Genomic DNA, 19,754 nt, shown 5'->3' with positions numbered 1-19,754 from the left:
GCCTCAGCCGCCGCGGCCGACCCGGTACCGGAATCGGAGATGGCCCAGGTACTCGCCACGAACTTCCAGCTCCCCTTCCCCTGCGGCCAGAGCTGGACGGGCAACTCCAGCGGCAGCAGCGCGCACCAGTCGTGGGAGATCGACTTCAACCGGGGCAGCACCGCGGACGCCGACCTCGGTGACACCGTGGTGGCCGCCGCGGCCGGCACCGTGGCGATCTCCAAGCACCAGGGCTCGGTGAACCGCTACGGCAACCTGGTCAAGATCGACCACGGGGGCGGCTGGTCCACGTACTACGCCCATCTGAACACCCGGTCGGTCAGCGAGGGGCAGTCGGTCTCGCAGGGCCAGCAGATCGGCACGGTCGGCAACACCAGCGCGCCGGGCAACAACATCAGCCCGCACCTGCACTACGAGGTACGGCTGGGCACCAGCTACCCCTCCAACATCCAGAAGGCCGTCTTCAACGGCGTCACCTTCGGCTACCCGGTACAGACGCTGAGCTCGCGGAACTGCGGGGGCGGCGGCAACCCGTACACCCCGCAGGAGGTCTGCGGCTCGGGCTACGACGTGATCGACTCGGCCGCGCTCGGCACCGAGGGCACCGTCTACCTGCTCTACAACAGCGGCAACGGCAACAACTGCGTCGCCACGATCAAGGCGAAGTCCCTCGGCACCGCCACGCCGACCAGCGCCTATCTGGAGGTCCAGGGCACTGCGCGGAAGACCGACTCGGGCAACTTCGGCTACTACGCGGGACCGGTGATCGCCTCGGCGGCCGGGACCTGCGTGCGATGGGGCGGCAAGGCGGGCACCGCCACCTACGACAGCCCGCTGGAGCACTGCGACTGAGAACGTGACCACGAGGGCCGGGCGGCGAGGGCGCCGTCCGGCTCACGCGTGCGTGATCGTGTCGAGGATGTCGATGAGGTAGATCATCGGCCGCTCCCCCGGCGACGGAACGGCCACGCGGCTGCCGACCCGCTGCCCGACGAGCGCGTCCAGCCAGGCCGCCGGCACCGACCCGGGCCGCAGCGTGAACGCGCTGGGCCCACCCCTCCGGTACGACGAGTCCACGACGGCCCGGTCCGGCCAGGACGCGGCCACGTACTGGATGACCACCTTCGCCCCCGCCACGACCTCCCTGCCCGACCCGTCGATGACCGTGCGGGGCCGCGCGGACGGGGTGAGGTCGGCGGGGATCACCGGCAGCGTACGCCCGACGAGCCGGGCGTCGGGCGGGTAGCCGCCCAGGATGTCGAAGACGAGCACCAGCGTGTCCGCGGGCGGGACCCCGGTCAGCGGCACGTTCGGCCCCGCGGCCTCGGCGGCCGGGCTGATCAGCATGACCCGGCTGCCCGCCGGCCGTCCGATGAGCGACTGCCGCCAGGTCTCCGCCACCTGCCTGCCGTCGAACACGACCGTCGTGGGCTGGTTGCCGTCATGGGTGCTCATGAAGGGCCGGTTGCCGGACCAGCGCCGGATGTCCACGTCCGCGAGCACCACGTCACCGGGGACCGTACGCCGCCCGCTCCCCACCGACAGCACCGTGATCCGCGGCGTGCGCCCCGGCTGCCCCTTGGGTATGGCGACGATCGGCTTGGTGCCGAACCTCCCCGTGACGACGGGCTGTGTGCCGTCCTCGGCCACGCCGCACGAGGTGGCGAGCATGAGAAGGGCAGGCCAGAACAGACGCACGATTTCCTCCAGGGCCAGATCCGAAGGAGTTACTTGCCGCAAGTCGGGCAAGGAATGCTTCGGGTCTCGCCATCTCACGACAAAGGCGCGGGAGGATGGTGGCCGTGAGCAAGCCCAACCTCGCACGGAGGGTCGCGGAAGCGGCCGAGATCGCGCTGAGCAACCGGAAATACGTGACGTTCATCGACGTGGTGACGGGGCTGCGCTGGTTGCACTCCAGGCACGTGGACACCTGGCGGCAGGGCCGGGTGGCCACGCTGGCCGAGCTGGCGGCCGTCGACGAGGACCGCCTGCTCGACACGGCCGCGCTCCTGCGCGACTGGGCCCGTACCAAGGGGCTCAGGCCGGTGGACACCCCCTACGTCGCCGGCACCCGCGACCGCCGCGAGCTGCGCTTCACCGCGAAGCACGGGCAGGAGCCCTTCCGGGTGCACTGGCTCTCCCCCGACCTCAGCGAGGCCAGGGTGCGGCGGCTCACCGAGGCGCAGAGCAAGGCGCCCGACCTGGTGGCGGTGGCCCAGTTGGAGCCCTGGACGTGCGCGTCCTGCGGCGACACCGGCCCCTACCTGATCATGGAGGATACGCGGCCGCACTGCCTGACCTGCGCGGACATGGACCACCTGGTGTTCCTGCCGGCGGGGAACGCGGCGCTCAGCCGCCGCGCCAAGCAGGAGAGCGGCCTGTCGGCGGTCGTCGTGCAGTACAACCGGCGGCGCAAGGTCTACCAGCGTCAGGGCCTGCTGGTGGAGGACTCCGCGCGGGCCGCGGCCGAGGAGCGCTGCCTGGCCGACGAGGAGGTGCGCCTGCGCCGCCGCGAGCGTGACCGGATCCGCAGGGCCGACCAGGACGTGGACTTCCAGGCCAGGATGGCGGCCGAGATCGCCCGGCTGTTCCCCGGCTGCCCGCAGGAGCGGGCGCGGGAGATCGCCGAGCACGCCGGCCAGCGCGGCAGCGGCCGGGTCGGCCGGTCCGCCGCGGCCAGGGCGCTCGACGAGAACGCGATCACCCTGGCCGTGATCGCCTCGATCCGGCACCTCGACACCGACTACGACGGCCTGCTGATGTCGGGGGTGCCCAGGATGGAGGCCCGCGAGCGGATCAGGGACCGCATCGAGCACAAGCTCGAGGAGTTCCGCCGGCCACGCTAATCTCGAAAACATGAGCGACTGGCAAGACGTGAGGGAAGGGCTCCGCGCGTTCGCGCTCGGCCTGCCCGAGGCGCACGAGGATCACCCTTGGGGCGAGACGGTCATCAAGGTCAACAAGAAGATCTTCCTGTTCCTCGGGCTCGACGAGCAGACCGAGAAGTGGGATCCGACGTTCGGCGTGAAGCTGCACTCGGAGGCGCACGGCCACGCCCTGACCGTCGAGGGCGCGGCCCCCAGCGGCTACGGCCTGGGCAAGGCGGGCTGGGTGACCGTGCCGTTCCTGTCGGAGCTGCCGGAGACCGACGTGCTGGTCGACTGGGTCGAGGAGAGCTTCCGGCTGATCGCCCCCAAGCGGGCGGTCAAGGAACTCGACCTCAGGTGACGGCTCAGGTGACGGCTCAGGTTACGGCGAGGCGGGTGGCGTACCTCTCCTCCCGCCAGAGCTCCTTGTCCAGCACCTCGAGCAGCGTCGTCGCGGCGTCGTGGACGTCGGCGTAGCCGATGTAGAGGGGCGCGAAGCCGAACCTGAGGATGTCGGGCGCGCGGAAGTCGCCGTGCACGCCCCGGTCGATGAGCGCGCGCATGATCGGATAGCCGTCGGGGTGGCGCAGGCTCACCTGGCTGCCGCGCCTGGCCGGGTCGGCGGGTGAGGCGAGCTCCAGCGCGTCGCCGACCAGGTCGACGAAGAGCGAGGTCAGGGCCATGCTCTTGGCCCGCACCTGGGCCATCGGCACCCGTTCCCACACGTCGAGCGCCGCCTCCAGGGCCGCGAACGACAGCACGTGCGGGGTGCTCACCGCGAACCGCCTGACGCCCTCGGCCGGGCGGAAGCCGGGCTCGAACGCGAAGGGCTCGGCGTGGCCGTGCCAGCCGGACAGGACGTTCTCGGCGGCGGCCTGGTGGCGCGGGTTGACGTAGAGGAAGGCGGGCGCGCCCGGGCCGGCGTTCAGGTACTTGTAGGTGCAGCCGACCGCGAAGTCGGCCTGGGAGACGTCCACCTCCATGGCGCCGACGCTGTGGCACACGTCCCACACGATGAGCGCCCCGGCGGCCTGGACTTCGGCGGTGACCGCGGGCACGTCGTGGCGGGCGCCGGTGCGGTAGTCGACCTCCGACAGCAGCACCACGGCCGCGTCGTCGAAGCGCCGCTCGGCGAGGTCGCGCAGCTCGTAGCCGCCGAGCAGCCCGGCCAGGCCCTGCACCATGTAGTGGTCGGTGGGGAAGTTGCGCAGGTCGGAGACGATCACCTTGCGCTCGGGCCGCAGCCGCAGGGCCGCCGTCACCGCCTGGAAGACCGCGATCGAGGTGGTGTTGCCGACCACGACCTGCCCGGGGCCGGCGCCGATCAGCGGGGCCAGCCGGTCGCCCGTGCTGAGCGGCTGGTCGTACCAGCCGGCGTGGTTCCAGCCGCCGACGAGTTGCCTGCCCCACTCGTCCTCGACCGTGCGCCTGACCCGCTCGGCGGTACGCCGCGGCAGCGCGCCGAGCGAGTTGCCGACGAGGTAGACGACCCCCTCGGGCAGGACGAACTCGTCCTTGTACGCCCGCAGCGGATCATCGGCATCCAGGGCCAGGCAGCGGTCGCGGTCCAAGGCTCACTCCTTTTGTGGGGGGATGGTGGCAATTACCCCATTCACCCCATTGTGATACTCCCGGACGTACCAGTTCTGCACCGGGTTGTGGCTCGCGTCCAGCCGGAACCTGCCGCGCGGCCCGCCCAGCTCCCCCAGCTCGCCCAGCCGGCGGACGAGATCACCGCCCCGGCCCACGGCCTCGTCGATGAGGCGCATGGCGTCCCAGCTCTGCACCGCCACCGCCGACGGGTTGCGACCGGTCCTGGACCGCCATCTCGCGACGAAGGCGGCGTTGTCCGGGTTGTCCAGGGCGGGCGAGTACATGCCGACGCTCGTGATGCCCTCGGCGTCGGCCCTGGTGGCCCGCAGCACGTCCTCGTCCGTCAGGTTCATGCAGGCCAGCAGCTTGATCTTGGTGTCGTAGCCGAGCCGCTTGAACGCCCTGGCGAACGCGGTCGCCTCGCCGCCGGCGTAGAACGCGAACAGCAGCTCGGCCTCCGGCGGGATCCGCTCGAAGTACGGCTCCAGGTCCGTGACCCTCCCGTACGGCGTCAGGATCCGCTTGAGCGGCCCGGCCCCGTAGCCGTCCGCGAAACCCTGGAGCGTCTCGGTGCCCGCCGAGTAGTCGGAGGCCATGAGGACGACGTTCTGCCCGCGGTACCGCTCGGCGGCGTACCGGCCGGCCGCCTCGCCGTGGTCGTGGTTGGTGTAGGAGACGCGGAAGACGTTCGGGCCGCCCAGCTCGTCGGCGCCCGCGTTGGCGATCACCACGGGCGTGCGGCCGGCCTCCTGGACCACCGCGACGGCGACGGGCGAGGCGATCAGGCCGGTGATCACGTTGACGGCCTCGTCGTCGATGAGCCGCCTGGCCTCCTTCTGGCCCAGCTCGGGGCTGCCGCCGTCGTCGGCCACGAGCAGCTCGGCGGGTCTGCCGCCCAGGCGGCCGCCGTGGTCGTCGAGGTAGAGGCGCATGGCGGTCTCCATGTCGTCGCCGAGCATGGCGTACACGCCCATTTGCGAGATGATCGCGCCGACTTTGACCGGACGGTCGTCCTCGTCGGGCGGCGGCAGCGACCCGCCGCATCCGGCCGCCAGCAACACGACCAGCCCCAGCACGGGAACGCGCATGGGGAAGCTCCCTTCCTCAGCCCAGGAACGCCTCGGCGTTGGCTGCGAGGAGCTTGGCGCGGGCCGTGCCGGACAGGAAGCCGGCCCGCCGGATCAGGTCACCCGAGGGTGACTCGCCCAGCGGATAGGGAAAGTCGCTGCCGAGCATCACGTGGTCCTCCCCGAGAGTGTCGACGAGCAGCCGCAGCGCGCGCTCGTCGAAGACGGCAGAGTCGACGCTGAACCTGCCGAGGTAGTGGGACGGCGGCCGTTCCGAGACGCCGACCAGGTCGTGCCTGCGGTGCCAGGCGTTCTCGACCCGGCCGAGCCAGAACGCGAACGAGCCGCCGCCGTGCGCGAAGCAGATCCGCAGGGTGTCCGGCACCCGGTCGAACACGCCGCCGAGGATCATCGCCAGGATGGACAGGTGGGTCTCCGCGGGCATCCCGACCAGCCACTGCGCCATCCACCGGGCGACGCGCGGCCCCGCGGGCATGTCCCAGGGGTGCACGAAGACGGGAACGCTCCGCTCGGCGCAGTGCCGCAGGAACTCCACGACACCGGGGTCGTCGAGGTCGCGGTCGCCGACGTGGTTGCCGATCTCCACGCCCTTGTGGCCCTGGGCCAGGCAACGGTCGAGCTCGGCGCAGGCCAGGCCGGGGTCCTGCAGCGGCACCTGGCAGAACGGGATCAGCCGCTCGTCCTGGCAGATCTCCAGCGCCAGGTCGTTGAAGACCTTCGCGATCCGCACGCCCTCCGCGGCCGGCCGGTCGTAGCCGAAGAAGACGGGAGTGGGCGCGACCACCTGCCGGTCCACGCCGTCCCGGTCCATCCGCTCCAGCCGGACCCGCGGATTCCAGCAGTCATCCTGAATTTTCCGGAAATCTTGGTCGTTGACGAGGATCGTCGCTTCGCGCTCCGACTCGATCCTCAGTCTCGGCGCCCCGGGCCAGCCCAGCTCGGGCCAGCCCTTGGGCACGTAGTGCGTGTGGACGTCGATGGTCATCTAACCCTTGCCAGGATGCAGAGCGCCGCACTGAGCGCAGGTGCGGGCCTTCTCGTCGGTGTAGAACGCCTCGAAGACGGGCGGCAGGTCCTTGACGATGTCGCGTACCTGCAGTTCGACCTCGTGCACCCGGTGGCCGCACGCCGCGCAGTACCACTGGAACCTCTCCAGCGTGCCCTCCGGCCGGATCCGCTCCACCACCAGCCCCACGGAGCCGGCCTCCGGCCGCTGCGGCGAGTGCGGCAGCCGCGGCGGCAGCAGCCACATCTGGCCCTCGCGGATGTGCACGGTCTCGGGGCCGTCCTCGGTGACGACGTTGACGTGCATGTTGCCCCGCACCTGGTAGAACAGCTCCTCGTACGGGTCGACGTGGAAGTCCGTCCTCGCGTTGGGCCCGCCGACCACCATCACGATGAAGTCGTCCGCCCCCTCGAAGACCACCTTGTTGCCGACCGGCGGCTTGAGCAGGTGGGCGTGCTCGTCGATCCACTTGGTGAAGTCAATGGGGGGAATCATGATCGCTCCTGTGGATGGTAGGCGACGGCCTGCATCTCGATGAGGAGATGCGGGTGCGGCAACTGGTGCACCGCGACCGTGGCCCTCGTGGGGCCCTCCTCGTCGAAGAACTCGGCGTAGACCTCGTTGTAGCCCTTGAAGTCGTTCATGTTCACCAGGTACGTGGTGATCTGCACGAGGTCCGCGAGCGAGCCACCGGCGGCCTTGAGGATGTCGCCGATGTTCTCGATCACCGCTCTGGTCTGAGCGCGGATGTCCAGGTTCGTCGCCCCGTACTTGTCGACCTCCACGCCCACGAACGAGTCATCCGGCCGGCGGCAGCTCGTGCCCGAGACGTACAGGAAGTCGCCTGCCCGCTTGACGTGCGGGAACCTCCCTCGGGGAGTGGCCTTGCCGGGCACCCGGATGGCCTTGGGTCTCACTTGCCGAACACCGCCCGCACCGATCCGAGCCCCTCGATCCGCGCCTCGAACACGTCACCGGGCCCGGCGGGCACGACCGGGCCGAGCGCGCCGGTCAGCACCACGTCCCCGGCCCGCAGCGCGTGGTCCGTGGGGCCGAGCCGGGTGGCCAGCCAGACGGCGGCGTTGAGCGGGTTGCCCAGGCACAGCTCGCCCGAGCCGGTCGAGACCTCCGCGCCGCCGCGGGTCATCGTCATGGTGGCCGCCCGCAGGTCCAGCCCCATGAGCGGCACGGGCGTGCCGCCCAGCACGAACGCGCCGGCCGAGGCGTTGTCCGCGATCGTGTCGGCCAGCGTGATGTCCCAGTCGGCGATCCGCGAGTCGGCGATCTCGATGGCGGGCAGCGCGAACTCCACCGCCCTGAGCACGTCGGCGATCGTGAACGGCCCGCCCCGCAGATCCGCCCCGAGCACCAGCGCGACCTCGGCCTCCGCCCGCGGCTGCAGGAACCGCTCCAGCGGCATGGGCTGCCCGTCGCCGTAGGCCATGTCCGCGAACAGCATGCCGCTGTCCGGCTGGTCGATCCCGAAGCGCTGCTGGAGCAGCGCGTTGGTCACGCCGATCTTCCTGCCGACCGGGCGCCGCCCCTCGCCGAGCGCCCGCCGCGTGTTGATCTCCTGCACGGCGTAGCCGCCGGCCGCCGTGCTGACCAGGTCCCTGATCGGTGCGCACGGCTTGCCCAGACGCACTGCCTCGATCAGCCGATCGGCGGCTTGGGCGTGCGCGTCCACGGCCTGGGACCATTCGTCATGCATCGGGCTGCTCCAGTTTGATGGTGATGGTGGTGGGTTCGGAGTAGAAGTCGAGTGACCGGGTGCCGCCCTCACGGCCGATGCCCGACAGCTTCACGCCGCCGAACGGGGTGCGCAGGTCGCGCAGGTACCAGGTGTTGACCCAGACGAGCCCGGCCTCCAGCTTCTGGGCCACCCGGTGCGCGCGGTCGAGGCTGGTGGTCCACAGGGTGGCGGCCAGGCCGTACTCGCTGCTGTTGGCCAGGTCGATCGCCTCGGCCTCGCTGTCGAAGGGCGCGACGTGGCACACGGGACCGAAGATCTCCTCCCTGTTGAACCGCGACCATTCAGACAAGCCTGTCACTACGGTCGGTTCCACGAAATAACCGGAATCGCGATGATCACCGAACACGGGGACACTGCCTCCTGTCAGCACCTTGGCTCCCTCCGAGCGGGCCAGGGCGTAGTAGGACAGCACCTTCTCGCGGTGTTCCGAGGAGATCATGGGCTGCGGCTCGATCTCCTGGGCGCGTACGGCCAGCCGCGCGCAGAACTCCTCGAAGATCGAGCGCTGGACGTAGAGCCGCTCGGTGCACAGGCACACCTGGCCGCCGTTGGTGAAGACCGATTTCACACTGCCCTCGACCGCCCGGTCGAGATCGCAGTCGTCGAAGATCAGCCCGGCGTTCTTGCCGCCCAGCTCGAACGAGATCGGCTTGACCCGGTCGGCCACCGACTTCATGATCGCCGTGCCGGTCGGGGTGGAGCCGGTGAACGTCACGGCGTCCACCCCGGGGTGCTCGACGAGGAGTTGCCCGGCGGAGCCGTACCCGAAGATGATGTTGACGACGCCGGACGGGAGCCCGGCGGTGGCGCAGATCTCGGCGAACACCGCGGCCGAGCCGGGCGTGTGCTCCGACGGCTTGACCACCACGGTGTTGCCCGCGACGAGGGCGGGGGCGAGCTTCCAGGTCATCAGCAGGAACGGCAGGTTCCACGGGACGATCACCCCGATCACCCCGAGCGGCCTGTGGATGGTGTAGCTCAGCGTGCCCGACAGGTGGAAGGCCTCGTCGGGCCGCTGGGCGGCGATCTCGGCGAAGGCGCGGAAGTTCGCGATGCCGCGCGGGATGTCGAGCGTGCGGGTCTGGTCGAGCGGCTTGCCGGTGTCGGCGATCTCCGCCGCCACCAGGTCGTCGAAACGCTCCTCGATGCCCTCGGCCAGCCGCCGCATCCACCCGGCGCGCTCACCGGCGGGCATCGCCGCCCAGTCTCGCGCCGCCTCCCTGGCCGCGCGCACGGCGCGGTCGACGACCTCGGGATCGGCCTCGTGGGCCTGCCCGACGACGGCGCCCGTCACCGGATCGTGGACGGGGAAGGTCTTTCCCGCGGCCACCGGCTGGCCGCCGATGAAGTGGGTCAGCACAACAGTCTCCTCATCTCTCCCTCACTCCCCGGTATAGATCGCCGTGGGGGACGGGACAACAAGGTGTCCCGGGTCACGGAACCCTCGATCGAGCCGTCGTCGTCGTGTCGTCGTCGTCGTGTCGTCGTCGTCGTGTCGTCGTCGTGTCGTCGTGTCGTCATCGCATCGTCTCGCCGGAACGCGGCGCGCGCCATGCGCGATGCTGGTGGACATGCAGACCCGAACCGACCAAGTCACCGCCCACGACGGCACCTTCGACGTCCGCGTGTGGCTGCCCGAAGCGGGCAGCGGCCCCGGCGTGCTCCTGGTGCAGGAGATCTACGGCGTCGGCCCCTACATCGAGAAGGTCGCGATCGACCTCGCCTCCCGCGGCTACGTGGTGGCCGCGCCCGACCTGTTCTGGCGCCTCCACCCGCACTGGCAGGGTGAGCACACCCCTGAGGGCACGCAGGCCGCGATCGACCTGGCCGCCGGCTTCGACTTCCCGCAGGGCGTGGCCGACTCCGCGCTCACCGTCTCCCACCTGCGGTCGCTGCCCGAGGTGAGCGGCGGGGTCGGCGCCCTGGGCTTCTGCCTGGGCGGTTCGATCGCCTACATGCTGGCCACGCAGGTCGAGCTGACCGCGGTCCTGTCCTTCTACGGCTCGGCGGTGCCCGACGCCACCGGCCTGATGGAGCGCGTCGAGGCGCCGCTGCTGCTGGTGTTCGGCGGGAGCGACCCCTTCATCACGCGCGAGCGGGTGGCCGTGGTGGAGAAGGCCGCCGAGGGCAGGCCGAACGTGGTCATGCACGTCGAGGAGGAGGCCGGGCACGCCTTCCACAACAGCGAGGCGCCGATGTTCCACCATCCGGCGGCGGCGGAGCGTACGTGGGCGGTGGCGACGGCGTTCCTCGGCGAGCACCTGCCGGTCCGCCCGTGACCCTTCGCGCCCGCCTTCCCGGGCCGGGAGGACCTGTCCAGAAGGACATCTTCCGGTACCCCTAGATCAATCGTCATCATGGTCGGATGGCGCGGACGTGGGAATTGTGGGGAAACGTCATTATTGCTGGTACCTTTGCGCTCCCCCTGGCCTTGCTGGCAATCTTGCTTCTCTTCCGCCACCGCGCTCGCGCCCGCCATCCGGCGCCCCTGCGCGTCTCGATCGCCGACGTCGGCATCGCGGTCGGGACCGCTCCATGGATATGGATGATCCTCACGCCGTCGGACGGGGCCGCCGGAGTCGGCCTCGTCCCGTTCGCCGACCTGACGGACCTGCTCGGCGCGCCATGGGACGCGGTGTTGGTGCAGGTCGGAGGCAACCTGCTGGTCTTCGCCGCCCTCGGCGCGCTGCTACCGGTGCGCAGCCGCCGAATGTCCCGTCTCGGCCGCGTTGCGGCGGTCGCGGCGGCATTTTCGGTCCTGGTCGAGGTGCTCCAGTACACCCTCCGATTGGGCCGGTTCTCCTCGGTGGACGACGTCCTCCTCAACACCACGGGTGCTGTGATCTTCGCTTTGGTTACTCGCCGCTGGTGGGCCGATCGAATACCGGCCAGGACCGTTCCACGGTAACGGCCCGCTAAAACGCCCTGGAATTCACCACACGGGCACGATCCGCTCAAAAGAAGCTCGCGACCAACCTCTGTATCTGTGCGATCGTGGACAAGACGGGGCAAGTTCTCTGGAGACGCCACAACCTGGTTGGTGACAGAGGGTGATCAAAGTTGTCTGAATCCCCGGTACCCCACGAGCCCCCTATCTATCGACGCATCGCCGACGGCCTCCGCGCCCGGATTCTGTCCGGCGAACTGCGCGACGGGGACCGACTACCGGGCGAGAACGCGCTGATGGCCGAATACGCAATCGCACGAGCCACCGCCAGGCAGGCGCTTGCCGTACTGATCAACGAAGGGCTGGCGGTGCCCAAACGAGGTTCGGGGGTTTACGTGCGGCTCTTCAAACCGATACGCAGGCACGGCTCACGCCGCCTGTCACGAGAGCAGTGGGGTCAGGGGCGGGCCATCTGGGATGCGGACACCCGCGGCCGGCCGTTCACCGTGGACCGGGTGGAGGTGCAATTGGAGCGAGCCACACAGGACGTGGCGGGCATCCTCGAAAGCGGCGAGGTCTGGGTACGCCGGCGCCGCTACTCGGTCGACACCAGGCCGGTACAGCTCGCCAGCTCCTACTTCCCCGCCCACCTGGTGGCCGGGTCCGCGATCACCCTCACCGACACCGGGCCCGGCGGCGTCTACGCCAGGCTGAGCGACCTCGGCGTCCCACCGGTCCACTTCACCGAGGAGGTACGCGCCCGCATGCCCGCGCCCCGGGAGAGCGCGCTGCTGGATCTGCCGGGCGGGACACCGGTGATCGTGATCTCGCGGACGGCGTACACGTCGGGCGGGCTGCCGGTCGAGCTCAACGAGATGGTGCTGGACTCGGCGGCGTACGTACTCCAGTACGACTTCGACGCGTAGTTCAACCCGATCTGTCAAGCGATAGGTTGACCTGTCCGTCACGATCATTGAATTCTCTAGAGAGGTGCCTCATCTTCTAAAGAGATGGAAACCTCGCCTGGGGGCCCGGGAAAGGTGGACAGCGATGTCCGTTGATCGGCACCTTGCCGAGATCGCCCGGGAATACCCCCAGTGGACCATCTGGCGGAGCGACGCGGGCCGCTGGTGGGCCACGAGACACCATCCGCTGAGCGCGGCGCAGCGCGATGCCGGATGTGCGATGACCATCGACGCGGACGACCCGGGCGGACTGCGCGACCAGCTCCGGGACCAGGAGAGGCGAGCCGGCCGGCAACATCCGTGGCGGGCCGGCCCCGCACCTCCTTGACGCAGGCCGTGGAGCGTTCCGCGGTCTGCGCACACAAGCCGCCCGGTGCCGGGTCCTGCGTCTCGGCGGCCCCGGCACCGGGCCACCAATCAGGAGGGGCCACGATCGCGGAAGCCTCCGACCCTATCGGGGGCGGGGGCTTCCGCTCCGTACCATCGGTCTCATGCTGTTCGAACGACGACTGCGTGAGGGCGTCCGCGACGGCTCGATCACGCTGGCCTTCAGGCGCTGGAAGCGTGCTCAGGTCACCGCGGGCGGGCGCTACCGGATGGGCGACGGCCTCATGGCCGAGGTCACGGCGGTGGAGGTCGTCACGGCTCGCACCGACCTCACCGACGAGGCGGCCAGGGCGGCGGGGTACGCGGACCGCGCCGCCCTCCTGTCCGACCTCGACGCGAGGGGGCCGGACCCGATCCACCGCGTGGCCCTCCACCGCCGACCTGGCGCCGGAGGTGGGCCAGGACCTCGCCAGGTTCAAGCTCAACGTCCGCAAGCTCAAGTCCCTCGGCCTGACGATCAGCCTGGAGACCGGCTACCGGCTCTCACCCCGGGGTGAGTATTACCTGTCGACGCGTTGACGCCCTCGATCCTCCACGAGGACCGAGGGCGTCTGCGGGGGGTTACTTGTGGGCTTCTGACAGCCTGACGATGTTGACGTCGGTGTCGTCCGAGACGCCCTCCTGAGGCTTCCGCACGGGCTCGGGCTCGGACTCAGGCTCGAGCCGCGACTCGGGCTCGGGCTGCGGCTCGAGCCTGGACTCGGGCTCGGGCTGCGGCTCGAGCCTGGACTCGGGCTCGTCGTCCTCGACGATGACCCGCACGTCGTCCTGCGGCGAGGACGGCGTGGGAGGCGCCGCCGCGTCGGGGACCAGCGGACCGGCGGACGACTCGCTGCGCATGAGGTCGCCGAGCACGGAGCTGATCTCGTTCAGCCGCCGCACGACCTCCGTGTGGGTGTTGCTCAGGTATTCGACCCGGCGCCCCGCCTGCTCGTCCAGAGTGGCGGTGCGCTGCTGGGCCGAGGCCAGCATCGTGTCGGCCTCGCCACGCGCCTGCGCCACGAGCTGCTCGGCCTGCGCGGCGGCCGACTGCTGGAGCTGCTCCGACTCGTTGTGGGCGGTGGCGAGCACGCGCTCGGACTCGGCGCGCGCCTGGCTCAGCGTCTCCTCGGCCTCGGTGCGGGCGGAGGTGAGCTGCTCCTCGGCGTCGCCGCCGGCCTGGGCGAGCATGCGCTCGGCCGCCTGGGTGGCCTCGCTCACCCGCCGCTCGGCCTCCGCCTGCGCGGAGGTGAGGATCTTGTCGGCGGTCTCACGGGAGGTCGTGACGAGCCGTTCGGCCTCGGACTTGGCCGCGTCACGGACGCTGGCGGCCTCCGCCTCGGCGTCTTCGCGCTTGGAGGCGGCCTCCTCCTCTCCGAGCCGGAGGATCTGCGCGAGCCTGGGGCTGAGGTCTTCATAGCTCTGAGGCGTCTCGACCATGCGCCGCCTGGCCTCCGCCAGCTCGATGCGGCCCTGTTCGGCCTGATCGATCGCCCGTGCCAGCCGCTCTTCCAGATCCCGTATCTGGTTACGGGTACGGATCATGTAGTCGTGGACCTGACGGCGGTTGTAACCGCGCATCACGACTTCGAAGGTGTCCTCTTGCATCAGATCGGGAATGCTCTCGTGCTGGTTCATCATGGGGGTTACCTAAGGGTGGTTTGCGTGAGGCGGGGGAAAACTGCGGGTTGTGAGGGTCTGACGACGAGACGTTAGGAAACGACTTTCCTGCCATCTGCCCACGTCCGCAACCCGAACGCCATACCCCGAGCTGGAATTACGATGTCTCGAATGTACATAGCAGCGTTGGACAACGGAGCAGTGCCGGACATACATCCCGATGCGTACATAGCGCCCGGCGCCGTCGTGGTGGGCAGCGTACGGGTGGGCCGGGCGTCCAGCATCTGGTACGGCTCCGTTCTCCGAGGGGACGACGAGCGGATCGAGATCGGCGAGGAGTGCAACGTACAGGATCTGTGCTGCCTGCATTCCGACCCGGGCGAGCCCGCGATCCTGGAAGACCGCGTCAGCCTGGGCCACAAGGCCATGGTCCACGGCGCCCATGTGGAGTCCGGCGCGCTGATCGGCATCGGCGCCATCGTGCTGGGCGGCGCCCGCATCGGGGCGGGCACCCTGGTGGCGGCCGGAGCGCTGGTGGGCCCCGGCAAGAAGATCCCCGCGGGCGTGCTGGTCGCGGGTGTGCCGGGCAAGATCGTGCGTGACCTCACCGACGGCGATCGCGACTCCTTCGCCCGCACGCCGGACAACTACATGGCCAAGGCACTCAGGCACCGGCAGGCGTCATCGCTTTGATCAGGACCTCGTCCGACACCGAGGCGGTGTTGAGCGGGTCGGCGTATTCGGGCAGCTCCGGCCTCAGGAAGCGGATGAAGTCGACCGTGAGCTTGAGGTCGGGGTTGCCCTTGACCTGTTTGGCGTTGCCCTTGGTGGCGTCCTTCTTGAGCAGGCTGTAGCTGTCCCAGTCGCTGTAGGCGGTCACCCCCCACTGGAGCACGTCGGGCAGCGTCGAGGGCCAGCGCCGGCCGACCTTCCACGCGCCGCCCTCCTCCTTGTAGAGGGCGACGAAGACCCGGCCCACCCTGGCCAGCGACAGCTCCACCCAGCCGCTCTTGACGGCCAGCTCCTGCGGTTTCGAGCTGCCGTCCTGGGTGTACTTCACCTCGACCTGCCCGCTCTTCTCGGCGGTGCCCGTGGTGACCGACACCCAGTTGGGCTTGGCGTACGAGCCGGGCTGCCGGGCCATCAGGCCGCCGAGCGAGAACTTCCGCTGGGGCTGCCCGCCCTTCTTGCCCTCGACCTTGACCCGGGCGTGCATGACGATGTCCCCGGCGAGCTCCTGGTACACGAAGGGCCCGCGGAAACCGTCGAACCAGGCCGAGGTCTTGGGCTCCAGGTACATCGAGCCCTTCGCGGTCTTGTTCACGTCGTACTTGGCGATCCTGTCGACGTCCTTCTCGGTCTGGCTGAGCTTCGTCCACACCGACAGGTCGGCCGCGTCGTCGAACTCCGTCGAGGCCTCGCCCACCTCGCCGCCGGGCGCGGGCGCCTTGGCGTTGTCGAGCGTGAGCACGCCGGGCCCTGAGGGCGTCGGCGGTGCGAGCGGGGACGTACCGCACCCGGAGAGCACGCTTACGACCGCCGCCATCCCTGCTACCTTCGCCCTCATAGCGGACATTCTGCCGTGAAATGCCGATGGATGATCCGAGTATGCCCAGTACGATGACGGCCGTGCCACCCTGGGATGCGTTCACCTCCGCCGAGGCGGAGGTCCGCGCGATGGTCGCGGACCCTCGCTGGCAGGGGCTTTCGGTGCCCGATCGAGCCCACGTGCTGGCCGCGCGAATACTTGTGACCCCCGATGGAGACAGGTGGCTCTTCGGGGCCCACGCGCGCTGGCATCTGCACGACCCGGCCGACGGCCGGTGGCACCTCGCGCCGCCGCCCAGGGGCACGCGGGCGCGCCAGGTGGGCCACGCCGCGGCGGCGCTGCCCGACGCCGTGGTGCCCCACGGCCACGATTTCCACGCCGAGCCGGGCTCGACCCAGGCGTTCGTCGGGCCCGACGTGCCAGAGCGCCTCACAGAGCAGCTCAGGGTGCTCGTACGCGCCTGCGGGCGCAAGTCAGAGCTGGACTACCCGCTGACGGCGTTCGGTGAGATCTTCGCTTCGGACGTGCCCAGCACGGTCGCGGCCGTCTGGGGGACGATCATGTGGTGCGCGTACGCGCCCGCGTTCGACGGCAACGAGCGGCTGATCACCATCTTCGGCGAATACCTGCGCCGCTCGCTGCCCGGCGACGAGTGGGTGCGCTGGCTGCCCGCGCCGCCGCTGCTCGACCTCGTCACGCTCGTGGCCGAGCGGCTGCGCGCCGGGCGTTCGAGGGCCGCGCTGAGGCTCGCCGCCGTCATGGCGGACACGGCCCAGATCCTGCTCCTCGACACCCGCTTCAGGCCGCGGGCGCTGGCACTGCTCACGATGGTCGAGCCCATGCTGCGCCGGCCGGGGCTGGGCGACGCCGGCGAGGACGACGAGACGCGCCGGGCGTGGCTGGAGCGCTGCCCCGCGCGGCTGTGCCGGGCCCTGCTCGTGGAGAACGACCCGGCGGAGCACTTCTCCCACACCCTCTACGACCTCGTCGAGGCGCTCGCGTTCACGGCCGAGCCGCCCAGGGCCGCGGCCACGTTCCTGGCCGACCTGTCGGATTCCAGGGAGACGCTGCCCGCGCGGCTGGACCACCGGCTCAGGATGGCCTACGAGGAGCTGCGGCAGGCGGGGCTCACGAGCACGTCGGCCGCCGAGTCGACGCAGCCGGAGGGCTTCCCGGTCCGTCCCGGCGGGGTGTCGGTCGCGCCGGCGCCGGTGCTGGAGGTGGCGCCTCCCGACCGGGGAAGCGCGGCGGAGGTGCTCGGGGCCGCGTACGCGATGGGGCTCGCGTGGGGCCGGCTGACGGGGGCCAAGGTGCCCGAGCGCGGGCTGGCGGGACAGTCCGCACTCGTACGCAAGATCGTCCACGAACGGGACGATGACCACACCGGACCCATCTAAACCACTAATACCGATATTTCACCCTTACTCCGCCTATATCGTTCTAACACTTCCGATAACAGCCATTTCGCTGAATTGTGATCTCGGATTCGGGAAATGACTCCGGTGGGGCCCCCGAGGCGCGGAAAGGAATGACTCCGATGGGCCATGTCGCCCGGAGGGGCGTCCGCCGTAACCTCGTAGAGGGTGTGGGCTGCGGAAGGAAGGACGACGCGGTGGGGCACGATGACCTGGACTCTCGGGTCCACGACCGTGTCGCGTTGGACGAGATTGCGCTCTACGCCGAGGTGCTGACCGCCGTCGCAGTCAGTGAGCGGCGGTTGACCTTGGACGAACTCGACGACGCGCTCGGATTGCGGACTTCGGCGAGCCGCTGAAGGACTGACGATTACTAGCCCCGGGGACCTAGTTCCCGACTCCTAAGGGGTCAGGAACAAGGGTTTCCGGGGTTTCACATAACTAGTCAATCGCTCTATGAACGGACCAGGCGCGCGATGGCCGCCGAAGCCTCCTTCACCTTCGCCTCGGCCTCGGGCCCGCCGCTGTTGATCGCGTCGGCGACGCAGTGCGAGATGTGCTCCTCCAGCAGCCCCAGCGCCACCGCCTGCAGCGCCCGCGTGGCCGCGGAGACCTGGGTCAGCACGTCGATGCAGTAGGCGTCGTCATCGACCATCCGCTGCAGGCCCCTGATCTGCCCTTCGATCCGTCTGAGGCGCGTCAGATATGCCTGCTTGTCTCCGCTGTACCCATGCATGCTTCTACGGTACCCGTAACAGGTATGACTAGCGGAGATCTGCGATCAGCTTCTCCCACTGCTCGACCACCTCGTCGGCCGAATGGCGCACCGCCGTGTCCAGCGCCCCCGCGGCCAGGGAGCGCCGCCTGCGCTCGTCGTCGATCAACGCCAGCAGCGCCGCCGCGAAGAGGTGCGGGTCGCCCTCGCCTTCGGGCACCAGCACGCCGTTGTAGCCCGTCGCCACGAACTCCCTGGGCCCCCTGGCCCCCTCGAAGGCCACCACGGGCACCCCGCACCCCATGGCCTCCAGCACCGTCATCCCCAGGTCCTCGCTGCGCGAGGTGTTGGCCACGATCGAGGCCTTGGCGAACTCGCCCGCCAGGTCGGGCGTCGTGCCCATGAAGTAGACGTGGTTGTGCAGGTTGAGGTCGCGCACCAGCGAACGCAGCCGCCGCTCCTCCGGGCCGCCGCCGTAGAGCCGCAGCCGCCAGTCGGGCCGCTTGTCCGCCACGATCGCGAACGCCCTGATCAGCCGGTCGTACGCCTTCAGCGGCACCCACCGCCCACCGGCGGCCACGATCCTGTTGTCCATCCGCGAGCGCGGCCAGGGGCCACCGGGCAGCGCGTCCAGGACGGCGTGCACGGCCGGCCCCTCGGGCCCGTCGCCGAGGAGCTTCATCCACTCCTCCTGGGCCGACTCCGTGGCCGTCACGACGGCGCTCAGCCGCGGGTAGAAGCGTTTGACGGGACCCGGCACCGCCGGCCGCCCCCACTCACGGGCGATCTTGATGGTGTCGCGCGGCGCGTGCCTGGCGGCCTGGACGCCGATCCCCGGCCTGGTCGTGATCAGGACGTCGGACTTGAGGTTGCGCAGCAGCCGCCACAGGGCCACCTCGGTGCGCACCTGGCCGCGCGGGAGCAGGTGCCTGACCCCGGGCCGGGCGTCGATCACGCTGCGCATGGCCACCTTGGGGCCGACGGGGAAGAACGGCTTCTCCTTCTGGCGCCGGACGCTGATCACCTCGACGTCGTGCCGCTCGGCCAGGGCGGTCGCGAGGTTCAGCGTGGCGTGTACGTCGCCGCGCATGCCGTACGCGGAGGCGAGGACCAGGCTGACCTTCATCCGCCCACCTCGATCCGCAGCTCGTCGTCCGCGGTGTAGCAGGGCCTGATCGGCACGCCGTCCACCTTGGCCGACGGATAGTGCAGCCGGCGCCGTTTGCCGTCGACGTCGTCGAGCCGCGCCCCCAGCCGCAGCGGCGTGGGCACGCCCTCGACCTCGAGCGCGGGCTCCCAGGTGCCGCCGCCGTCGGGATCGGCGGCCAGCACGTCGACGAGCGACACGGCCGCGTGGAAGCGCACGCCCTGCACGGTCGCCGTGGCCGACACCCGGGCGTTCGTCTGGCGGCGGTCGAGGGTCAGCGTGGCCTCGTGACGCGAGTCGTCGTCCTCGAGCCCCGTGTACGCCAGCAGCCCCATCACCTCGAACCGGCCCTCCCTGAACCAGATGGAGCGCACCTCGGCCACCGGCTCCGCGTCGGAGATCTTCAGCGCGAGGAAGCCGTTGCGCGTGCGGTAGGAGCGGTAGGCGAGCGTGCGCCTGCACAGCGCGTAGGTGTCGAGATGGTCAAGGGAGAAGCCGGGATCGACGCTGCGGAGCCTGCTGCGCCTGCCGTCACGGCGCAGATAGGCGTCCCAGCGTCCGGCGCTGAGTTCCAGCGGCTCCAGCGAGACCGCCAGCGTGGCCTCGCGGGCCCGCGCGCCTGGCGTGCCGAGCAGCACGTCGCGTTCCACCCCCGTGGTGCGATGCCTGAGAACGAGTTCGGTGCCGTCTTCCAGTGGTTCGTCGATGGCGAGTCGCAAGGAGAGAACGTCGGCCAGGGTGACCTCGGCGTCCGTGACGACGACGCCCATCACGAGCCCCCTC

Annotated in this window: 23 protein-coding genes; 10 read left to right on the top strand and 13 right to left on the bottom strand. The window is 70.2% G+C overall.

Annotated features, from left to right (window positions below; genetic code table 11):
- Positions 1-39: 39 nt before the first annotated feature.
- The gene (locus AB0I15_RS04385) at positions 40-852 is read left to right on the top strand and encodes a M23 family metallopeptidase (protein WP_358089956.1); all 813 of its coding nucleotides are present in this window, start codon (positions 40-42) and stop codon (positions 850-852) included.
- Positions 853-894: 42 nt separating this feature from the next.
- Here AB0I15_RS04385 and AB0I15_RS04380 read toward each other — a convergent pair whose 3' ends face one another.
- Positions 895-1,698 (bottom strand): FKBP-type peptidyl-prolyl cis-trans isomerase, encoded by an 804-nt coding sequence (locus AB0I15_RS04380; protein ID WP_358089953.1) that lies wholly within the window; start codon positions 1,696-1,698, stop codon positions 895-897.
- 95 nt (positions 1,699-1,793) lie between these two features.
- Here AB0I15_RS04380 and AB0I15_RS04375 point away from each other — a divergent pair, with 95 nt between their 5' ends.
- Positions 1,794-2,846: a DUF2293 domain-containing protein gene (locus AB0I15_RS04375; protein WP_358089950.1), complete on the top strand. Its 1,053-nt coding sequence runs from the start codon at positions 1,794-1,796 to the stop codon at positions 2,844-2,846.
- A 10-nt stretch (positions 2,847-2,856) separates the two neighbouring features.
- Positions 2,857-3,228, top strand: coding sequence for an MmcQ/YjbR family DNA-binding protein (locus tag AB0I15_RS04370; protein ID WP_358089947.1), 372 nt, complete (start codon positions 2,857-2,859; stop codon positions 3,226-3,228).
- Positions 3,229-3,244: 16 nt separating this feature from the next.
- Here the strand turns inward: AB0I15_RS04370 and kynU are convergent, their stop codons facing one another.
- Genes kynU through AB0I15_RS04335 form a run of 7 tightly spaced genes read right to left on the bottom strand, consistent with a single transcriptional unit; the run spans position 3,245 to position 9,667 of the window.
- The gene (gene kynU, locus AB0I15_RS04365) at positions 3,245-4,438 is read right to left on the bottom strand and encodes a kynureninase (protein ID WP_358089944.1); all 1,194 of its coding nucleotides are present in this window, start codon (positions 4,436-4,438) and stop codon (positions 3,245-3,247) included.
- A gap of 3 nt (positions 4,439-4,441) precedes the next feature.
- Entirely contained in the window at positions 4,442-5,548 is a 1,107-nt protein-coding gene (locus AB0I15_RS04360) for an ABC transporter substrate-binding protein (RefSeq protein ID WP_358089941.1), read from the bottom strand.
- A gap of 16 nt (positions 5,549-5,564) precedes the next feature.
- Positions 5,565-6,533: an amidohydrolase family protein gene (locus tag AB0I15_RS04355; protein ID WP_358089938.1), complete on the bottom strand. Its 969-nt coding sequence runs from the start codon at positions 6,531-6,533 to the stop codon at positions 5,565-5,567.
- Complete coding sequence (locus tag AB0I15_RS04350; protein WP_358089935.1) at positions 6,534-7,049, bottom strand: 3-hydroxyanthranilate 3,4-dioxygenase; 516 nt, start codon at positions 7,047-7,049, stop codon at positions 6,534-6,536.
- The gene (locus tag AB0I15_RS04345; protein WP_358089932.1) at positions 7,046-7,471 is read right to left on the bottom strand and encodes a RidA family protein; all 426 of its coding nucleotides are present in this window, start codon (positions 7,469-7,471) and stop codon (positions 7,046-7,048) included. The genes AB0I15_RS04350 and AB0I15_RS04345 overlap by 4 nt, the downstream gene beginning before the upstream one ends.
- On the bottom strand, positions 7,468-8,265 hold the full coding sequence (locus AB0I15_RS04340) for a fumarylacetoacetate hydrolase family protein (protein WP_358089929.1): 798 nt from the start codon (positions 8,263-8,265) through the stop codon (positions 7,468-7,470). The genes AB0I15_RS04345 and AB0I15_RS04340 overlap by 4 nt, the downstream gene beginning before the upstream one ends.
- Positions 8,258-9,667, bottom strand: a complete 1,410-nt coding sequence (locus tag AB0I15_RS04335; protein WP_358089925.1) for an aldehyde dehydrogenase family protein — start codon at positions 9,665-9,667, stop codon at positions 8,258-8,260. The genes AB0I15_RS04340 and AB0I15_RS04335 overlap by 8 nt, the downstream gene beginning before the upstream one ends.
- 211 nt (positions 9,668-9,878) lie before the next feature.
- On the opposite strand from AB0I15_RS04335, the gene AB0I15_RS04330 reads away from it, so the two are divergent.
- From AB0I15_RS04330 to AB0I15_RS04310, 5 genes are all read left to right on the top strand, one after another.
- Positions 9,879-10,586 (top strand): dienelactone hydrolase family protein, encoded by a 708-nt coding sequence (locus AB0I15_RS04330; protein ID WP_358089922.1) that lies wholly within the window; start codon positions 9,879-9,881, stop codon positions 10,584-10,586.
- Positions 10,587-10,672: 86 nt separating this feature from the next.
- Positions 10,673-11,215, top strand: a complete 543-nt coding sequence (locus tag AB0I15_RS04325; RefSeq protein WP_358089920.1) for a VanZ family protein — start codon at positions 10,673-10,675, stop codon at positions 11,213-11,215.
- A gap of 152 nt (positions 11,216-11,367) precedes the next feature.
- A complete protein-coding gene (locus tag AB0I15_RS04320; protein WP_358089917.1) occupies positions 11,368-12,120 on the top strand; it encodes a GntR family transcriptional regulator in 753 nt (250 codons plus the stop codon).
- Between the two features lie 124 nt (positions 12,121-12,244).
- Positions 12,245-12,487 carry a hypothetical protein gene (locus tag AB0I15_RS04315; RefSeq protein ID WP_358089914.1) on the top strand — a complete coding sequence of 81 codons (243 nt, stop codon included), beginning with the start codon at positions 12,245-12,247 and terminating at the stop codon, positions 12,485-12,487.
- 163 nt (positions 12,488-12,650) lie between these two features.
- Complete coding sequence (locus tag AB0I15_RS04310) at positions 12,651-13,043, top strand: hypothetical protein (protein ID WP_358089911.1); 393 nt, start codon at positions 12,651-12,653, stop codon at positions 13,041-13,043.
- Positions 13,044-13,107: 64 nt separating this feature from the next.
- Here AB0I15_RS04310 and AB0I15_RS04305 read toward each other — a convergent pair whose 3' ends face one another.
- Entirely contained in the window at positions 13,108-14,166 is a 1,059-nt protein-coding gene (locus AB0I15_RS04305) for a hypothetical protein (protein WP_358089908.1), read from the bottom strand.
- A 141-nt stretch (positions 14,167-14,307) separates the two neighbouring features.
- On the opposite strand from AB0I15_RS04305, the gene AB0I15_RS04300 reads away from it, so the two are divergent.
- Complete coding sequence (locus AB0I15_RS04300; RefSeq protein ID WP_358089905.1) at positions 14,308-14,838, top strand: gamma carbonic anhydrase family protein; 531 nt, start codon at positions 14,308-14,310, stop codon at positions 14,836-14,838.
- Here the strand turns inward: AB0I15_RS04300 and AB0I15_RS04295 are convergent.
- The gene (locus AB0I15_RS04295) at positions 14,810-15,691 is read right to left on the bottom strand and encodes a hypothetical protein (protein ID WP_358089902.1); all 882 of its coding nucleotides are present in this window, start codon (positions 15,689-15,691) and stop codon (positions 14,810-14,812) included. The genes AB0I15_RS04300 and AB0I15_RS04295 overlap by 29 nt on opposite strands.
- A 74-nt stretch (positions 15,692-15,765) precedes the next feature.
- Here AB0I15_RS04295 and AB0I15_RS04290 point away from each other — a divergent pair, with 74 nt between their 5' ends.
- Positions 15,766-17,091 carry a hypothetical protein gene (locus AB0I15_RS04290; protein WP_358090748.1) on the top strand — a complete coding sequence of 442 codons (1,326 nt, stop codon included), beginning with the start codon at positions 15,766-15,768 and terminating at the stop codon, positions 17,089-17,091.
- Positions 17,092-17,563: 472 nt separating this feature from the next.
- Here the strand turns inward: AB0I15_RS04290 and AB0I15_RS04285 are convergent, their stop codons facing one another.
- Genes AB0I15_RS04285 through AB0I15_RS04275 form a run of 3 tightly spaced genes read right to left on the bottom strand, consistent with a single transcriptional unit; the run spans position 17,564 to position 19,741 of the window.
- Entirely contained in the window at positions 17,564-17,845 is a 282-nt protein-coding gene (locus AB0I15_RS04285) for a metal-sensitive transcriptional regulator (protein WP_043615428.1), read from the bottom strand.
- Between the two features lie 28 nt (positions 17,846-17,873).
- Complete coding sequence (locus tag AB0I15_RS04280) at positions 17,874-18,950, bottom strand: glycosyltransferase (protein ID WP_358089899.1); 1,077 nt, start codon at positions 18,948-18,950, stop codon at positions 17,874-17,876.
- Positions 18,947-19,741, bottom strand: a complete 795-nt coding sequence (locus tag AB0I15_RS04275; RefSeq protein ID WP_358089896.1) for a hypothetical protein — start codon at positions 19,739-19,741, stop codon at positions 18,947-18,949. Before AB0I15_RS04275 ends, AB0I15_RS04280 begins: the two co-directional genes overlap by 4 nt.
- Positions 19,742-19,754: the final 13 nt, after the last annotated feature.

Source organism: Nonomuraea sp. NPDC050643 (assembly GCF_040654715.1).
Taxonomy (GTDB): Bacteria; Actinomycetota; Actinomycetes; order Streptosporangiales; family Streptosporangiaceae; genus Nonomuraea.
This window is presented reverse-complemented; position numbering and strand designations above follow the sequence as displayed.

What these genes read in the sequence shown, in the direction of transcription:
- AB0I15_RS04385 (WP_358089956.1), top strand. Translation starts at nt 40, where the DNA reads ATGGCCCAGGTACTCGCCACGAACTTCCAGCTCCCCTTCCCCTGCGGC.
- AB0I15_RS04375 (WP_358089950.1), top strand. Translation starts at nt 1,794, where the DNA reads ATGGTGGCCGTGAGCAAGCCCAACCTCGCACGGAGGGTCGCGGAAGCG.
- AB0I15_RS04370 (WP_358089947.1), top strand. Translation starts at nt 2,857, where the DNA reads ATGAGCGACTGGCAAGACGTGAGGGAAGGGCTCCGCGCGTTCGCGCTC.
- AB0I15_RS04360 (WP_358089941.1), bottom strand. Translation starts at nt 5,548, where the DNA reads ATGCGCGTTCCCGTGCTGGGGCTGGTCGTGTTGCTGGCGGCCGGATGC.
- AB0I15_RS04355 (WP_358089938.1), bottom strand. Translation starts at nt 6,533, where the DNA reads ATGACCATCGACGTCCACACGCACTACGTGCCCAAGGGCTGGCCCGAG.
- AB0I15_RS04350 (WP_358089935.1), bottom strand. Translation starts at nt 7,049, where the DNA reads ATGATTCCCCCCATTGACTTCACCAAGTGGATCGACGAGCACGCCCAC.
- AB0I15_RS04340 (WP_358089929.1), bottom strand. Translation starts at nt 8,265, where the DNA reads ATGCATGACGAATGGTCCCAGGCCGTGGACGCGCACGCCCAAGCCGCC.
- AB0I15_RS04330 (WP_358089922.1), top strand. Translation starts at nt 9,879, where the DNA reads ATGCAGACCCGAACCGACCAAGTCACCGCCCACGACGGCACCTTCGAC.
- AB0I15_RS04325 (WP_358089920.1), top strand. Translation starts at nt 10,673, where the DNA reads ATGGCGCGGACGTGGGAATTGTGGGGAAACGTCATTATTGCTGGTACC.
- AB0I15_RS04315 (WP_358089914.1), top strand. Translation starts at nt 12,245, where the DNA reads ATGTCCGTTGATCGGCACCTTGCCGAGATCGCCCGGGAATACCCCCAG.
- AB0I15_RS04310 (WP_358089911.1), top strand. Translation starts at nt 12,651, where the DNA reads ATGCTGTTCGAACGACGACTGCGTGAGGGCGTCCGCGACGGCTCGATC.
- AB0I15_RS04305 (WP_358089908.1), bottom strand. Translation starts at nt 14,166, where the DNA reads ATGATGAACCAGCACGAGAGCATTCCCGATCTGATGCAAGAGGACACC.
- AB0I15_RS04300 (WP_358089905.1), top strand. Translation starts at nt 14,308, where the DNA reads ATGTCTCGAATGTACATAGCAGCGTTGGACAACGGAGCAGTGCCGGAC.
- AB0I15_RS04295 (WP_358089902.1), bottom strand. Translation starts at nt 15,691, where the DNA reads ATGGCGGCGGTCGTAAGCGTGCTCTCCGGGTGCGGTACGTCCCCGCTC.
- AB0I15_RS04290 (WP_358090748.1), top strand. Translation starts at nt 15,766, where the DNA reads ATGACGGCCGTGCCACCCTGGGATGCGTTCACCTCCGCCGAGGCGGAG.
- AB0I15_RS04285 (WP_043615428.1), bottom strand. Translation starts at nt 17,845, where the DNA reads ATGCATGGGTACAGCGGAGACAAGCAGGCATATCTGACGCGCCTCAGA.
- AB0I15_RS04280 (WP_358089899.1), bottom strand. Translation starts at nt 18,950, where the DNA reads ATGAAGGTCAGCCTGGTCCTCGCCTCCGCGTACGGCATGCGCGGCGAC.
- AB0I15_RS04275 (WP_358089896.1), bottom strand. Translation starts at nt 19,741, where the DNA reads ATGGGCGTCGTCGTCACGGACGCCGAGGTCACCCTGGCCGACGTTCTC.